This is a genomic window from Microbulbifer maximicatervae (SeqCode), assembly GCF_056232625.1.
The window spans coordinates 3,860,838-3,878,122 of record NZ_CP174324.1 but is presented as its reverse complement, the minus strand read 5'-3'; the positions used below and the strand labels follow the sequence as shown (position 1 = coordinate 3,878,122).

The following is a 17,285-nucleotide window of genomic DNA, read 5'->3' as shown; positions in this document are numbered from 1 at the left end:
TGGCTATCAACAGGCGTGGAGAGGGAAGGCCCGCCGGAATTATAGTTTCCGAGGGGCAACCCAATTACGGTAAGGGTTATTTAGCTTTTCTTACTCGGACGTTGCCAGCCGGTAATATTGCGCTGCTTGCTGCGCGCTACCGCCAACTCTTCGCTCCCCACAGCCTGGGTAATGGTGGAGCCAGCACCCACTGTGGCTCCGGCGCCCACAGTTACCGGGGCTACCAGAGCCGTGTTAGAGCCAATGAAAGCTTTATCGCCGATCTCGGTCAGGGACTTGTTCACACCGTCGTAATTACAGGTAATGGTGCCAGCACCAATATTGACCGCTTCGCCCACCAGGGCATCACCGACATAAGAGAGATGATTAACCTTACTGCCCTCACCAATTTTGGCTTTTTTGGTTTCGACAAAGTTACCCACCTTGGCACCGGTGGCCAGCTCTGTGCCCGGACGCAAACGTGCAAAGGGACCGATAGTGCAAGCCTCACCAATCTCAGCGCCTTCGATGATGGAATTGGCCTCTACCTTGGTGCCATCTGCCAGGCGACAGTTTTTTAGCAGACAATTAGGTCCAATTTGTACCCCCTTACCCAGTGAAACTGTCCCTTCGAAAATGCAGTTAATATCGATAGAGACATCGGTATCGCACTCCAGGCTGCCGCGAACATCTATACGCATGGGGTCCAATAAAGTCACCCCCGCATTCATTAGACTGGTCGCATGGTTATGCTGCAATGCGCGCTCCATCTGCGCCTGCTGCGCACGGCTATTTACTCCCGCTACTTCCAGCGGATCACTGGCAATTACGCCCGTTACAGGAATCCCCTCACTGACCGAACGACCGATAATATCGGTCAGGTAGTATTCACCTTGAGCATTGTCACAGGACAACTCCGGTAACCAGCGAGCCAACAGTGCTCCAGGAGTCGCCAAAATGCCGGTATTGACCTCACGGATAGCCAGGGTATCCGCATCGGCATCCTTTTCCTCAACGATCGACTGCACACAGCCGCTGTTATCCCTCACGATGCGCCCGTAACCGGCGGGATTTGCCATTTCAACTGACAGCAGGGCAGGTCCGTGATCCGCTGCCGATAGCAGTGATTGCAAACTGCCGGCCCTGACCAGAGGCACATCACCATAGAGCACCAAAACGGTGGCTCCTTCGCGGAAATAGGGCACCGCCTGGGCCACGGCATGCCCGGTACCCAATTGCTGTTCCTGCTCCACAAACCTGACACCACGATCAGCAAAGCGGTCACGTATCAGGTCTGCGCCATGCCCGATTACCACGGTAATCTGTACCTCTCCCAACAACATGGCGGTATCAATTACCCGCTCAAGCATGGGAATACCGCCAATAGGATGCAGCACTTTAGGCAGGTCAGAGTGCATGCGGGTGCCTTTTCCAGCGGCCAAAATCACAACATCGATAGTCATAACGGGTCGATATTCCAATCGTCTACAAAATTTGAGTGCATTGTGGCCACTAGACCCGGTTTACTCAAGCGAACAACAGTTCGCCCCGGGGCCCTGGTATTCAACGCATTAAGATTGCTGCGCCGCTTTGATCCCGGTAATTTACCCCCTGTGAAATCAACCGGTTACTCAACCCAACAAAACAAATATAGCCGCCAAACACAGAATCGGGCGGAGGGATATTTCAATGAACACCACCAAGCAGAACAAGCCGCGCCACCATTTGTTGGCTCTGGCTGTCCTGGCACTGACCCTGCCGATGGGTGCTGTGGCAGAAGCCGAAAGCGCTCTCGAAGCTACCAAAGAAAAGGAAGTAGAAAAGGCGGAAGCCCAATCCTGGGATATCAACAAGCCACCCTACGAATTCAAACCGATCCAGTTAGACACCCGCGAGACCACCTGGAGCAACCTGGATATCAGCCCAGATGGCAAAACCATCCTGTTCGATATGCTCGGCGATATCTACACAGTGCCGGTAGCAGGCGGCGAGGCGGTAGCCCTGACCAATGAAATCGCCTGGAATATGCAGCCGCGCTTCAGCCCGGATGGCAAGACCATCGTGTTTATCAGCGACCGTGACGGCGCCGACAACATCTGGTTGATGGATCGCAATGGCGACAACCTTCGCCAGCTCACGACAGAGAAGGAAAACTTGCTGCACTCACCTAACTGGAGCCCCGATGGCCAGTACCTGGTAGCGCGTAAAGGCTTTATGTCTGGCCGCAGTATCCCCGCCGGTGAAATCTGGATGTACCACTACGGTGGGGGTGAAGGTCGCCAACTGAAAGAGCGCATCGGTGGCGATATCGCCCAGAAAAATATTGCCGATCCAGCTTTCTCTCCAGATGGACGCTATGTCTATTACTCCATCGATACCACCCCCGGCACCGTGTGGAAGTACAACAAAAACTCCACCCAGGAAATTTTTGCCATCAACCGCTATGACCTCCAGGATGGTGAAGAGGAGACCTTTGTCTCCGGTCCCGGTGGCGCAGTGGCACCTGTACCATCCCCGGATGGCAGTAAACTGGCCTTCATTCGCCGCCAGGACAACCAGACCTCCCTCTTCCTGAAAGATTTGGATACAGGACTGGAAACACCGGTTTACTCCGGCCTCGAACGCGACCTGCAGGAAATCTTTGGCCCCCATGGCAACTACGTTCAATACGACTGGATGCCCGATGGTGAATCATTGGTCGTTTGGACTGGCGGTAAATTCCTGCGCATCTCCATCAACGGCGACAGCGTTGCACCGATTGCGGCCCATGTGAAAGTTGAGAAACAGGTAGCGGATGCGGTGCGCTTCCCGGTAGACGTAGCGCCGGAAACCTTTGATGTGAAGATGATTCGCTGGGCGCAGAAATCCCCCAACGGCAAGCAGGTCGCTTTCCAGGCATTGGGCAAGATTTATATTCAGGATGTCGCCAGTGGTGAGCGTCGTCGTCTGACCCGCCAGGACGACCACTTTGAGTTCTATCCCAGCTGGTCCCGCGATGGTCGCGAGATCACCTATGTCTCTTGGGATGACCAAAACCTGGGCCATGTGAGGGTAGTTTCCGCTCGCAACGGTCGCGGTAAAAATATCACCAAGCAGCCGGGCCTGTACGTTGAACCAAGCTTTTCTCCAAGTGGTGACGCAGTGGCCTACCGTCGCTTTACCGGTGGCTATCTGCTCAGCCCTGAGTACTCCCTGGAACCGGGCATTTACCTGGCAGACGCCGACGGCGACTGGCAACGCCGGGTCGTAAAGTCTGGCTATGAGCCTCATTTCGGCGCCAGCGAAGATCGTATCTACTTCTCCGAGTACCAAAACGCAGACGGCGGAAAGCGCGTGCTGAAGAGCACCAACCTGGAAGGCAAGGATGAGCGCGAGCACCTGCACGGCGCTGAGATTACTTCCTTCCGCCTGTCTCCAGACGGCAAGTGGGTTGCCTTCACCCAGGACTTCAAAGCCTTTGTCGCGCCCTTTATGCATACTGGCAAATCCGAGGTTATCGGCCCCGATAGCAAAGCAGTCAAAGTCACCCAGGTATCCAAGCGCGCCGGTGAAAACCTGCATTGGTCTGCCGATAGCGACACTTTGGGCTGGGCACACGGCCCCAAACTGTTCGAGCGTGAACTGAAGGACGCCTTCGAATTTGTCGCCGGCGCTCCGGAGGAACTGCCAGAGCCAGTTTCTGAAGGCATCGACCTGAGCTTTGAACAGTCCTTCGACAATCGCGCAGGCCTCGTTGCCCTCACCGGCGGCAAGGTTGTCACTATGCGTGATGCGGAAAACACCCGTGAAATTATCGACAATGGTGTGGTTCTGTTCCGGGGCAACCGCATTGTCGCCGTGGGACCCGCAGCGGAAGTGGAGATTCCCACCGAAGCGAAGCGTATCGATATCACCGGCAAAACCGTTTTACCGGGGCTTATTGACGCTCATGCCCACGGTGCTCAGGGTCGCGAAGAAATTATCCCGCAGCAGAACTGGAACCTGTTCTCCAGCCTGGCATTTGGAGTGACTACTATTCACGACCCCTCCAATGACAGCAGCGAGATCTTCTCTGCCGCTGAAATGCAAAAGGCCGGCCTGATTACTGGGCCGCGTATTTTCTCCACCGGCACCATCCTCTATGGCGCCAAAGGTCCAGGCTACAAAGCCAAGATCAACTCCCTGGAGGACGCTCAGTTCCACGTGAACCGCCTCAAGGAAATGGGCGCCATCTCGGTGAAGAGCTACAACCAGCCCCGCCGCGACCAGCGCCAGCAAGTGCTGCAGGCAGCCCGCGAAGCCGGCATTATGGTAGTGCCCGAGGGCGGCGGTAAGTACCAGCACAATATGAACATGATTGTGGACGGGCACACCGGTATCGAGCACTCACTGCCGATCGCCAATGTCTACGGCGATGTGGAGCAGCTGTGGAGCCAAACCCAAGTGGGTTATACACCGACCTTCGTCGTGGCCTACGGCGGTCTCTGGGGTGAAGAGTACTGGTATGACCGTACCGAAGTGTGGAAAAACGAGCGCCTGACCCGCTTTACTCCGGACTTTATTGTTAACCCCCGCTCTATCCGTCGCCCCACTGCACCGGATGCCCACTACAACCACTTTAATGTGGCCCGTCAGGCCAAGCAGCTCCGCGACGAAGGTGTCACCGTACATATCGGCGCCCACGGCCAGCGCGAAGGGCTTGGAGCCCACTGGGAAATGTGGATGATGGAGCAGGGCGGCTTTACTCCCTGGGAAGCCTTCCGCGCCGGTACCATCGATGGTGCCCGCTACTTGGGTATGGACGGTGATATCGGCAGCATTGAGGCTGGTAAGCTGGCTGACCTGATCGTGGTTGACGGCAACCCCTTGGATAACCTGCGCCTGTCAGAGAACATTACCTACACGGTAATTAATGGCCGTGTGTTTGAGGCGGAAACCATGAACGAAGTAGGGGCTGGCGAACGCTTGGCATTCTTCCACGAACGCCTGCCTATCAGCGCTATGCCCGCTCCTACGGCAGAAGCGGTACAGGAGAAGATGGAACGCCACCACTGGGTACACTAACCTCAGGCACAAACTGAGATGCAAACAAAAGGCCGGGGACAAACCTCCCCGGCCTTTTTTGTATAAAGCCCTACCTGGTCCGGCGACGCCCTCCCAGCTTATGCCAGAGAATGGCGCGATAGATTGCGACAGGCAGTCTAAAGATTCCCGTAACCAGCCACCAAAATGACTCATAGATGGCAATCGTCTGATCCACTAATGGATGATCCTGGTCGAGCCTTTCTGGATAGTGATCGTGTCGCAATATGCCCCGATGAAATAGAAATCTGCGTAAAGGCCGGCTCAGTCGCCAACTAAAAGACTTGGTTATACGGTTTAAGTTATCGGCGAGAAAGCTCTCCGAGGCTATCTTTTGCTGTGTGAGCAATTCGAAATAGTGGCTTTTGGACTTATTTTCATTCTGCCAATCAGTATCAAAATCCATCTTTGTTAGCCAATCGCTTTCCCCGAATCCATCTATCTTGCGCAAATCCGATGTGTACTGAGGGATAGTTATCTGATTTTTAATGATGGCCTTGGAAATGCGATATACATCAGCATTCATCCGGTCAGGGTTCTGCAATTCCCGACTAAGCCTTTGCTGAAAGCCGGACCGGAATTTGAAATGGAGAAGATGAGCGAAATTTTTACTGAGAGGAACCGGCGTACATGAGTGGGTTGAACGTAAATATTGAAAACCCGTCCGCCAATAAACCAGCGGAATTTTATAGGATTTAACAAAGTAATCAGAAATACCAGATATTTGCGCTCTGGCTTTGGAGCGAATTTCAAAAAAAGGAAAAGCTAATATGCTTTTTTTCTTAAAGTTTTTATAAGATACATAGTTAGGCGTTGATTCCATTAATTCAGAAAGATTTCTTATGTCATATGTATTCCCTTGAAGGTTGTCACTAAAGAAATCTATTAGTGGAGTATATAGAGCAAAAGCTAATTCACTCTGCATAAGTTGAGTCGTGTCCTTCAGTGAAGCTTTACCTGAAATTTCAGGTAACCAGAGAAATTCATCAGCATCTACCACAAGAGTCCATTTTCCCTGACAGTAGTCCCAGGCAACTCTGTTAACCCAATCTACACCTGCGTTAGCCTGGGGGTAGCCACAATCAACTTCGTATAGCTGGACATCATTCTGCTTCAGTAGATAGCTTACCGAGTTATCGCTACTTCCCGTATCCACCAGGTGGAAACATGTCACACCTAAAGACCGGTAGTGGTCGAGAAAAGCCGGGAGAATATCCAATTCATCACGGAAGATACAAATAAGGGGGAAGCGTGTTTCACTAGCACTTTCAATGTACTTAACTACTTTCAAACTTTCACCCTAGCGAATTTACGCAGCCTTCGAATCGTTCGCTTTAAAAACCCTGGCTTATATTTTCCCCCTTTATTTTTTTTGGCTTCTTTTTGCTGTTTTCTTAGTAGTAAGAGGCTTTTCTCTTCCGAGTCGAGCCCTTCAAGGTAAGGACTTATTTGCCTGAAATCTCCTTCTTCTTGAAGGTGATTTCTGGATTTCATAGAGTTGTCACCGGTGCGATAGTAATATAAAGGATCAGGATAATAGGATACATTTTCCTTTGCTAAAATTAGCTTGCTATAGAATTCAATATCATCCTTACCTGTTCTATATCTCTCTGTATAACCTCCGTGATCTCTAAACTTAGTAGCTTTTATCAGACACGTCGCATCGCCGACTATATTTACTTTCGTTGCCCAAGCTCTAGCTGGCCCCATAAAACGAATTTGAGTTCCGAGCTTACCTTCTGGAGTATTAGGTGCGCCCCTGCCGCTGAATCGGATAGAGCTACAAGTCAGGCAATCAATATCTGCAAAAGTTGCCGCGCTAACCAACTTATCTACCATTTCCGGCATCATGACATTGTCATCGTCAAAAAAAAGTAGATAATCTCCGCTTGCATTTTGTGCTGCAGTATTTCTAGCAGCCCCTACATATCGGTTTTCCTGGTATACAAACTGCCAGCCATTCTTCTGATAGTGACTTTCTAAAATTTCCAGCGCGTGTAGCGCTTCTTGTGAATGGCTACCATCATCAACCACAATAACTTCTATGCTCTTATAAGTCTGATCTTCAATGCTTTTTAACGCTTGATAGAGAAAGTCTGGACGCTCAAAATGAGTTACGCATATAGAAACCAAGGGATCATGTCTATTGGAAGATCGGGCGTTTTTAATAATTGAATGCTCTTGGCCATGCCATTTATTCCACACATCTAACGACTTCTTAAGCCTCTGGTGTTTTATACCCGGCGCAGGCAGTTTCTTTGCATGTAATTCTAACTTTCTCGCTAAAGCAATATGATTTGGCTTGAAGAGGATTTTTTTTCCATTTTCGTCATCAAGTAATTCTCGAGTACCACCAGTATCAGCAACAATAAATGGTACTTTAGTTGCAAGGCATTCGTAGACAGAAATCGGAGAATTCTCTAACAAAGCTGGGATCACAGCCAAACGTCCTTCTCCACTCAAATACTCTACAGCCTGTATAGCATTACAATTACTTATAAAGGAGACATCTGTACTCCAATGCTTCTGGTTTTCCTCTATGAATTTTCGAGCATCAAATCGATAAGAGTACCCTCCCAAAAAAGTAATCGATGGTAATCTAACTCCTCTTTTAGCAAGAGTGTTTAATGCATTCACAAAAAGAATAATCCCCTTACGAGGCTCAAGACGCCCGAAAAACACCCATTCTTTTGTCTCTAAGTTACTATTTTTTATGGCTTCATTATCAGGTAATAGATCGTCCAAAAATACATTTGGCCAATAGTAACTGCGCTCAGGCAGGCGGTATTTATTATTTTTCATCCAGCAGACTAAATGCTGACTCCCACAGATCAGAGTATCTGCCATCTCAGCACTTCTACGCTCCATAAATACCCACCCCAATTGCCGTTCCTCTTTAAGGAATTGTTGATTACCTTCGGCAGACCAGAGTGTTGGGGAAGAACCTTTAACAGCAAAATGTATATCTTGGAATGCAATACCAAGACTCTTGGCAAGTAATGCTATATAACCCATTCCACGCCATTCTGAAACATGGACAATATCAAAGCGATCATTTCTCTTGAGCCACTCATAGGCTGCATAGGGCATTGCCATAGTGCGAGCCATTGTCGTTTTAGCTAGTGCCTGCGGTGCAACACCATGAAATTCAACATTAAGTTTTGCAAAAAAATTTTTTGTGATTTTCATTTTCACAGGATTTTTTGCTAAACCATTAACGAAACAGATGGTGACTTTGTGGCCAGATCTCTGTAGAAAAACAGCCAAATGAAAGTAAGCCGTTCCAATGCCACCATTTTTTATTGGACCAAACATATCCTCCGTTAGGATGCATATACGTTTAGGTTTCTGAACAGCTTCAAGGCGTAAATCCTCGTGAAGCTCTTTCATTATTCAAGCCACCTTAGATCGCAACTAGCATTTGTTTAAGATAACGCAATCGGCCATTTCGTAAGACAAGTCCATTTTCCTTAACACGTATGGTAATCTCTGAGTTTTCCTGCTTTATTTCAGGGGTTAATGAGAACCGGAATCCATACCAAGCTAGTTTCGGGTTTCGAGTACCGAAACGTTCCACATAACGATTCGCCGTGGCTTCAGCTACAATGTTTCCGTTTACCTCTAAGACAATCACTAAATTTTTAGCTATATTGCTTCTATCCCATGCCCATCCCTCAAGAACCCGTGGATCGAGTGCAAAAAGCTCTCGTGGTGGAATTGACCCCTTAATAGGTGAGCCAGTATATCCCTTAAATATACGTTGCAAGGTAGTACCTGATTTTTGAATCACAGCCTGAAAACTAAACTTGGGTTTAAATTCAGTTTCATTGATTTTTCCCTGCTCATGGATAATTTTTGCAATATCATGTTCAGGCTCATCCTTACCTTCTACTGTATAATCCTTGTCTACAAACTCTCCTACCTCTGCGTTATCTTGCCCATATAAAGTGGTATCTTCAGTATCTATCCCTTGAATGTTTTCAGGTGTGTTATTTTCTGATTTAGAGAAGAAACTCCAGGTATATTTTTGGTTAAATATCTCCTCAACAGCTACCTCATTAAGTATTGGACTTCCAGAGATAGCTGCAAATACATTTTTAGATAGTTTTATAACCCGTATAAAACGGGTGTAAGTCATTTCTTGATCTTCTAACAGAAACTTAATATTAAATTTTTCACCCTCTTCCCATTTATCTGGAATTGGGAATCTATGTAAAGTAAGTTCATTATCTTGTAGCTCCAAAGAAATTGGCTGGTGCTCACCATTAACAATTAATTGCCTATTTCCCGGACCTTTGGCTACACAGAGCAAATGGGAATTTCTCTCGTCCAAACCTACAACCACCCTCGGATTACGGTTTTTCATTTTACGAGGCCGGTCGGCATGTAAAAGCCACACGGGTTCCTCATCCAAACGATTCTTATCCCGATAAAGTGCTGGTCTTAATTTAGCTCCAATAGGCTGAGCTGAAGGAAGAAGGGCTAGTTTACGATAGGCAATATTATCATTTTCAATCAACGACATTGAGCGAAGATAGACTGAGTTAGCGTTATTTCGAGATTCTTCCAGTTCTTCTAAATAGTAATCGCTCCGAAGATGGCACTCAGGAATAACCATCAATTCAAACCCAAATTCTTTGTTCGCCCTTAAAATATATTCTTGTACCAAACCGTAGCGAATATCATAAGGGAGTATTGACCCCACCTTGCTTGATACCAGTTTTGGAATACAAATAATATTTGTGCCTATAGCATTTCCAAAGCTGATCTCAGAGACGATATCTACACCTATCGGCATTACCACCTTGTTTTCAGGTAGAGATAAAAAGCTAGTGATTATGAATTCATGATTTATTTGAAGAGTTTTGCGTAACTCACCACAAAATTTTCCACCTAACCGAGAGGATGTACCATCACAGAGAATGCAAGCATCTAGAGTACTTTCAGAAAGACTTTTTGCCAGTGCAATCCCTGCTGGAAATCCAATGAAATCCACCAAACTACAATTGAGACCGGCTTCCAATAGAAAGTTAGAAGCTCTCTCAGCAATATTTTCAAGATAGGGATCAATTAATAAAAACTTGATGGAGTCGGGTCTATCAACTAAAAGTGCCTCAGAAAACTCCATAACACTCTCAGTATCCCGCAATAGAACAACCACTTCTAGGGTCGGTAGCTCCATCTCATTAGAAGCTGTTAAGGTGGGCAAGCCTGTAATCTTGGTGATCGCTTCAGCGCCACTATACTGCTTAAAAAGATCTGCTAAGTAGGCATGAAAACCATACCAAACTTGAAGGTTATAATTGTTATCAAAACTGGAATGCGCAATCCTATGCCCATTCTTCAGTACCTCTTCTAGCCTTTTCGCAAGCTCAAATGCGTAGGGTGCGATAAGACAACTTTCATGGTCTTCTTTTGCGATAAGTTCTGGAGTTCCCCCTACTCGCGTTGCAATAAAAGGAATATTATTCTCTAGTGTTTCATATACTGCCATGGTGGAGTTTTCAATCAGGGAGGGCATTACCGCTATCATATCCCTGGAACATAAAAAAGAGAGAGCTTCCGGCTGGTTATAATCTGTGATGCAATTGACTTCAAAACTCCAAGTAGATGCTTTTCGCTCAATATAGTCCGCAACCTTCTCATTGTTTTGATTAGGTAAGGCTTCACCATATTTACCTAGGAAATTAACTCTGGTAGGACAATTCCCCGTCCGCTCAAGTAAATCCAGAGCGGTACAAAAGAGCTCCAATCCTTTCCGCATTTCCAAACGACCAAAGAAGGTCAATTCGTTAGTGCGAACTACATCACCAGGCTGTCGATTAATGCGTTTATCATCAACGGGAACTTCAGAAAAATCGAGAATATTTGGCTGAACATAAGTTGATGTTGGCAGCTTATAGCCGACATAGCGCATAAAGCAAAGTAGGTGTGCGCTACCACCAATTACCATATCGGAAAATTCAACACATTTCTGCTCAGCAAAACTCGCTGGTAACAGCTCCCTTTTTACCAATGGCTGCATTTGATAATGACGATTCCAGAGGTGCGGGGACGATGTCTTTACAATAAATAAAGTATCTTTAAACGCCAAACCCAACTTCTTAACCATTAACGCATAAATTAATCCACCTCGCCATTCGGAAGTGTGGATAACATCAAAACGTCTCTGTTCAATTAACCAGCGGTATGCCGCACTATATCGTCGCTGCCAACTCTGTGAGGGGCCGATTATTGTTTCATCCGTGTGCACCAAGTAGTGCAGTGAAACACCAAAATTGGAATATTCCTCAACCCAATACTCAGGTGTTTCATTCTCAACTGTTTCACCTTTTAAGTAGAGCACATGTACTTCGTGCCCATGTGCTGCCAGTCCTTTCGCTAGGTGATAGTAGGTTGAAGCAATCCCTCCATTTCTCACCGGACCTAGGATTTCTTCTGTGGCTATACAAACTCTGAGCTTCTGGTCCGACTCAAAACCTGCATAAGTATTTAAATCAGGGAATGATTCTACTGAAAATTTGTCAATCTGCATTCTGTAGGGCCCTCTGCGAGAGGCTAGGCTTCAGAACATCCTCCTTATTGACAAAGTAATCCCATGTAATTTGAATACCGTCTCTTAATGATACCTCCGGCCTAAAGCCCAAGTACTGTTTTGCTTTAGTAATATCCGTATAGTTATGGCGCACTTCACCTGCCCTGAAAGGGTGGTTAGCTATTTCAAGATCTTCATGGCAGCCCGAGACATCCCTTAGTAAACTAATTACTTCGTTAATTGACGTCGGCTGGCCGCTACCCAGCTGAAATACCCCATTTTCTCTCTTTTCCAGAGCCCTAATTATTCCCTGGCAGAGATCGCCTACAAAAATAAAGTCTCTAGTCTGATAGCCATCTCCGTAGACATCACAGACCTGTCCTTTCAGAATATTTTTAATAAAGGCTGCTATCACACTTCCTTTGTGAAAGGAAAGCGGACCATAAACATTAGAGAATCGTAAAGAAGTTATTGATAATCCATAACTTTGAGAATATGCAGAACAGTAGGCCTCTGCTGCAGCCTTAGACGCACCATAAGCCGATGCGGGATTCACTGGCATTAATTCGTGTACTGGTGGATCAGCTTCTCCAATGATCGCCCCACCTGTAGAAGCATTAATGAGATGTCTAACCTCATACCTTCGCATTGCTTCCAGAAGATTGACAGTCCCCTGTACATTTACTTCAAAATTATAGACAGGGTTATTTATTGAATTAATAACACGTGTATCTGCAGCTAAATGTATAATAGCATCAGCTTGCTTTACAGCTTCATCTACATCCCGTTGATTTCTAACATCTCCTCTAATAAATTGGTGAGGTATTCCGGCTAATGCTGCGGTAGTGCCAGTGACCTCATTATCTAAAACTAAAATTTCGTCATATAAACTCAAAGTACTGAGATATTTGACTAAATTTGAACCTATAAATCCACATCCACCAGTAATAAGGATTCGCGTAGACATAGCTAAAGCTACCCACTAGGAAATGGTTTCAGTAACTTCACTAGTTTTTTCCCGATAGGAAATATCGGCAAGTTTATTACCTTTTGTCCAATAAGAAACGCAAGGTATTTTTGTATGATCAGCCCGATCTTGATATTGCATTGTTATATCTGTAATTTCTTGCAGAAGGCTATCTTTAATAAGAATCGGCTGCCATCCAAATGAACGAAGTAAATCATTTTTTACATTGAGATCATTTCTCTCTGCCTCCTTCCTAGGGTTTGGCAGATAACTTATTTCACAGTCTGTCAGTGATTGAACTAATTGTGCAAGATCGGAAAGTGTTTGCGTTTCCGCCATCTGATTGAGAATCAGTGGCCGTTCACCGAGCTCCGGTGGATGTAAAAGTGCCTGCTCAATACATTTGCAAGTATCAGAGATATGGATAAATGCGCGAGTTTGACCACCTGTGCCATGAACAGTCAGTGGGAAACCGACAGTCGCTTGCATTAGAAATCTATTTAGGACTGTGCCGTAGTCCCCGTCATAATCAAAACGATTTATCAGACGCTCATCTAAACTAGAGAGTTCAGTCTGCGTTCCCCAAACAATTCCCTGGTGAAGGTCAGTAATACGAAGCCTGTCATTTTTCGCATAATACTGAAACATCTGCGAATCCATCGTCTTAGTCATATGGTAAATGGAGCCGGGATTAGGCGGATAAACGATAGAGTCTGAAATTTGACGATTATCAACTGTCTCTATTTTTACATCCAAGTAACCTTCAGGTATTGGTATGGGCTCCTCATGGCCGTAACCATACACTCCCATGGTACCGAGGTGAACCAAGTGAATATCAAGCTGCGTCTCTACAATCGCATTGAGAATATTATGAGTACCACAAATATTATTAGCGATCGTATAATTTTTTGTAGTGCTGCTTTTCATCGAATAGGGCGCAGCGCGCTGCTCACCAAAATGAACTATACTGTCTGGCTTTTCCTCCTCTAGGAGATTTACAAGATCGTTAAATTTCTGGGAAACATCCAACTCGACAAAGCGAATAACCTTTCCCGTTAATTCAAACCAGGTATCAATACGCTCTTTCAGTTCTCGAATCGGTGTTAATGATTCTACATTGAGCTCACTATCAATTTTTCTTCTAGAAAAATTGTCAATAATAATAACTTCATGACCTAAATTACTCAGATGTAATGAGGTTGGCCATCCACAAAAGCCATCGCCACCGACTATTATCAGTTTCAAAGAGCCACCTCCACAAGTTTTGCCAACCAGGCCGTTGGCAGATCAATTTATTCAGGATTGAGGTGTTATCGTCTGCTGCTTAATTGGATAACGTGAATCTTACAAAATCCAATTTATAACACAGGCTTTCCAGCTTTACCGATTATACGAGTTAGCATCCGCGCCAACTTTTATAGATTGCACCTTGAATAGTTTTCTCAGAGAAAATAAATTTATTATTTGACAGCTCCAACTTTCACATTTATGAATATTTTCATAGCTTAAGAAAATCAGTGCTAGCTGCGAGCATGTACTCAATAATAAGCAATCTTATTATATTTGATTTAAATCGAGCGCAACTGCACCTATTTGCAGCATGCAAGTCAATATCCACGCCAAAAAACCTGGTTACCATTACTTGGAAAATTAAATGTCTACTTTAGAAATCAATCAGCTGGATAACTTTGAACAAGGGAAGCAAGCTGCATTAGCTGGAGAAATAGACCTGGCGAGAGAGTTATTGCGTCCAATTGCCGATCTCAACCCTTTTCATCCGGCTACTTATTTTCTGTGCTATGCCGAATCAAAAAATGGTTCGATTCTAAATTGTGATAAGTATGCGCTGACCTTCATCTCAAGGCATCCACACCATGTAGGCATGAGAATAATCTCCGCTATGCTAAATATAGCTAAAGGAGACATAGATCAAGCTGAAAAAGATATAAAAATAGCAATCAAGTGCAACCCAGAACATAAACGAGCTCTGAAAGTCTTTGACCAAGTTAAACTGATACGAATCGAAAATAACGCCAGGGAAGCGATTGAAATTTTAGACACCTCCCGTTCTCACCCTGCATTTTCAAAACTATCACGCTCAAAGGCAGCAAAACAACTGAAGAAAATCGAGCCTTTAGAAGATTGGGACAATCATGAATTGCAGGCTAAAATCGCATTTTTCCACAATTGCACTAATATACGCCACGCACTGAAGAATTTTGATTCGGATCTCATCACTAGTGCCGTTGAACTCGGCTACTGCTCATGGCCAAGAAAATTACATAAATATGTACAAGGGTGCAATGTTTTAGATGTCGGTTGTGGTTTTGGCGGCTATGCCATGGGCTACCTCTGTGCTGGGGCAAACAGTTATACCGGTGTAGACCCTGCAATGTCTTTAGACTCCAGGAGAGTTCGCAATAAAAGGATAAGAAAGTGGGTTAACGCTCCAATGTCCGGCCAGGACATCATGGATTTGATCCCGGATATTGATCTACGCCAGTGCTCTACCCGCGATCTCGTCGGTATAAAGACCTTTGATACGGTTTGCCTTCACAATGTCACTGAGCACCTATTGGAAATTGAGGGTGTATTCGAGGATATTGCTGGCTTGTTAACCAAAGGAGGGAAAATTATATTTCTGCATCACAACTTTTATGGCTGGAGTGGGCACCATATGCCTCCTCATAATCCATCAGTTTTAGACGAGGGAAATCCAGATCATCTTAAGTTTTGTGACTGGAACCATATTAATATTGTTCGCCATTTGCCACACGATCACTATTTACACACACATCTAAATCGAATTCGAATCGATGAATTACGCGCATTAACACGTAAGTATTTTAATATCGAAACCTGGGAGCTACAGCCTTCCCATAGTAATGTTTTAGAGCGCTTAACTCCGGAAATAGAGACCAGAGTAAGAGAAGAAGTTCCCGATATTACACTGGATGAAATGAAGACAAATGTTGTTTTTTGTGTAGCTTACGCTAAGTAATCAATTTTTTTCCGGAGCAAAATAATGTACAAAATTGATGATGCGGAAATTGCAAGGGGTTGTTATGTACACCCAGAAATTTCATTTTCTAAAACTGAAGTTCCCCAGAGCGTATTTGAGACACCAGGAATGGTTTCGATTGCCGAACGCAAATTACTCTATTCATTGGCGTCAAAAAATTTCCAGCAAAAAGGGTATATTGTTGATGCCGGAAGCTTTATGGGAGCATCTGTGGTTTCTCTCGCACATGGGTTGATGAGTAACTCAGATTTTTCAAACAACAGAAACTCAAATATATTGGATAGTAAACCTATTAGTAGTTATGAATTGGGTTTTCTACCTAAGCCTGCAAATGGTTCGGATCGTGTTTGGGAATGTGATTCACTAACCTATAAATTTGGAGAATCTTTTGTTCCTATTCTAGAAAATAGCATTTCTCCATTTCAGTCATTGATAGAACTAAATATCGGTGATTTTAATGAGTTTTCCTGGCCTGATAATCCAATTGAAATTTGTTTTATTGATGTATGTAAAACTCAGGACCTAAATAAACATGTTTCAGCAGAGTTTATGCCAAAGCTTATTGAGGGAGAATCATTTTTCATTAATCAGGATTTTTTCTTTGACCGTTTGCCATGGATTAAAGTAACCATGGGATATCTTGAAGATTATTTCGACTGGTATGGGCAAGTATTTTCAAGTTCGATCTATAAGTGTAAAAAACCAATTCCTAAGGAAATAGCTGAATACGACCCATTCACCGAGGCTAGCCTAGAGGAATGCTTGAAACTCCACGATAATCACCCTAAAGAACATCTAACAGATGCTCATAAATTGAGAATGTGTTTGTCTCGCTCATATCTTATTGCAATGAAAGGGGATAAAGATGAAGCACTAGATTATCTCAAAGTAGTTGAAAGTGATTATGAGCATATGATGGATGAAAATACTTCTATAGACAGAAATGATCGTTTTCGATTCAACAGAGCTGTTCGGCAAATAAAAAGCGGAATTTTTAGTTGAAAACTAGTATTTGGGATAAATTAGAAAGGTCAGAAATATAATTTCTGACCTTTTAGTTCAAACAAAATATATTTAAATTTAAGCAGGACTTATATTCATATCTTTTCCCAAAGCTACATCAAGTTCATGAGCTCGCTGAAATGCTTTACGGTGAGATAAACGAGTTACATACTCCTGATACTCTTCACGTTTATCTATAGTTCCAAACTGTAACCCCCACCCCAGCTGTGCACCGATATATACATCTGCTGCTGTAAAACGTTCTCCAACAATATACGGGTTTGATTTAATCGCACTAGATAGCGTATCTAGTGCCAATTTATAATTACCGTAACCCAACATTTGCTGTTTATCTTTAGCCACATCTTCATCAAAGATATATTTATTCACAATGGCGGACTCCAGAGGTCCAGCCGAATAAAACATCCACCGGTAATAATTGGCACGCTCTTCGTTATTTATCGGAGACAAACCTGAACCGGAAAACACATCTGCCAAGTAGACACATATTGCTGCTGCTTCAGTTATTATTTTGTTGTCATGCACTAGTGTTGGAACTTTTCCCATAGGATTCACAGCAAGATACTGTGGCGATTTCATGTCTTCGCCATATTCAAGTACTTTAGTTTGATAGGGTACTGATATCTCCTCTAGCATCCATCGAACAATACAGCCTCTCGATTGAGGGTTCGTATAAAAGATGATTTTATTTGCCATTT

At 44.7% G+C, this 17,285-nt stretch carries 10 protein-coding genes; 3 read left to right on the top strand and 7 right to left on the bottom strand.

The window, feature by feature from the left end:
- Nucleotides 1-80: 80 nt before the first annotated feature.
- Nucleotides 81-1,442 (bottom strand): bifunctional UDP-N-acetylglucosamine diphosphorylase/glucosamine-1-phosphate N-acetyltransferase GlmU, encoded by a 1,362-nt coding sequence (glmU, locus tag ACJJI6_RS16865; protein WP_475711339.1) that lies wholly within the window; start codon nt 1,440-1,442, stop codon nt 81-83.
- A 226-nt stretch (nt 1,443-1,668) separates the two neighbouring features.
- On the opposite strand from glmU, the gene ACJJI6_RS16860 reads away from it, so the two are divergent.
- A complete protein-coding gene (locus ACJJI6_RS16860; protein WP_413663860.1) occupies nt 1,669-5,022 on the top strand; it encodes an amidohydrolase family protein in 3,354 nt (1,117 codons plus the stop codon).
- A 70-nt stretch (nt 5,023-5,092) separates the two neighbouring features.
- Here the strand turns inward: ACJJI6_RS16860 and ACJJI6_RS16855 are convergent, their stop codons facing one another.
- The 5 genes from ACJJI6_RS16855 to ACJJI6_RS16835 are packed head-to-tail and all read right to left on the bottom strand — an operon-like array spanning nt 5,093 to nt 13,787.
- Nucleotides 5,093-6,331 (bottom strand): glycosyltransferase family 2 protein, encoded by a 1,239-nt coding sequence (locus ACJJI6_RS16855; protein WP_475711337.1) that lies wholly within the window; start codon nt 6,329-6,331, stop codon nt 5,093-5,095.
- On the bottom strand, nt 6,328-8,430 hold the full coding sequence (locus tag ACJJI6_RS16850) for a glycosyltransferase (protein WP_475711335.1): 2,103 nt from the start codon (nt 8,428-8,430) through the stop codon (nt 6,328-6,330). The genes ACJJI6_RS16855 and ACJJI6_RS16850 overlap by 4 nt, the downstream gene beginning before the upstream one ends.
- 13 nt (nt 8,431-8,443) lie before the next feature.
- Nucleotides 8,444-11,575, bottom strand: a complete 3,132-nt coding sequence (locus tag ACJJI6_RS16845; protein WP_475711333.1) for a glycosyltransferase family 4 protein — start codon at nt 11,573-11,575, stop codon at nt 8,444-8,446.
- Nucleotides 11,565-12,542 carry an SDR family NAD(P)-dependent oxidoreductase gene (locus tag ACJJI6_RS16840; protein WP_413663864.1) on the bottom strand — a complete coding sequence of 326 codons (978 nt, stop codon included), beginning with the start codon at nt 12,540-12,542 and terminating at the stop codon, nt 11,565-11,567. Before ACJJI6_RS16840 ends, ACJJI6_RS16845 begins: the two co-directional genes overlap by 11 nt.
- A gap of 15 nt (nt 12,543-12,557) precedes the next feature.
- Nucleotides 12,558-13,787, bottom strand: a complete 1,230-nt coding sequence (locus ACJJI6_RS16835) for an NAD-dependent epimerase/dehydratase family protein (protein ID WP_475711331.1) — start codon at nt 13,785-13,787, stop codon at nt 12,558-12,560.
- Between the two features lie 409 nt (nt 13,788-14,196).
- Here ACJJI6_RS16835 and ACJJI6_RS16830 point away from each other — a divergent pair, with 409 nt between their 5' ends.
- Together ACJJI6_RS16830 and ACJJI6_RS16825 are read left to right on the top strand one after the other, a co-directional pair.
- Nucleotides 14,197-15,543 carry a methyltransferase gene (locus tag ACJJI6_RS16830; RefSeq protein WP_475711330.1) on the top strand — a complete coding sequence of 449 codons (1,347 nt, stop codon included), beginning with the start codon at nt 14,197-14,199 and terminating at the stop codon, nt 15,541-15,543.
- A 24-nt stretch (nt 15,544-15,567) separates the two neighbouring features.
- On the top strand, nt 15,568-16,566 hold the full coding sequence (locus tag ACJJI6_RS16825) for a hypothetical protein (protein ID WP_475711328.1): 999 nt from the start codon (nt 15,568-15,570) through the stop codon (nt 16,564-16,566).
- 78 nt (nt 16,567-16,644) lie between these two features.
- Here the strand turns inward: ACJJI6_RS16825 and ACJJI6_RS16820 are convergent, their stop codons facing one another.
- Nucleotides 16,645-17,283 carry a glutathione S-transferase family protein gene (locus ACJJI6_RS16820; RefSeq protein ID WP_475711327.1) on the bottom strand — a complete coding sequence of 213 codons (639 nt, stop codon included), beginning with the start codon at nt 17,281-17,283 and terminating at the stop codon, nt 16,645-16,647.
- Nucleotides 17,284-17,285: the final 2 nt, after the last annotated feature.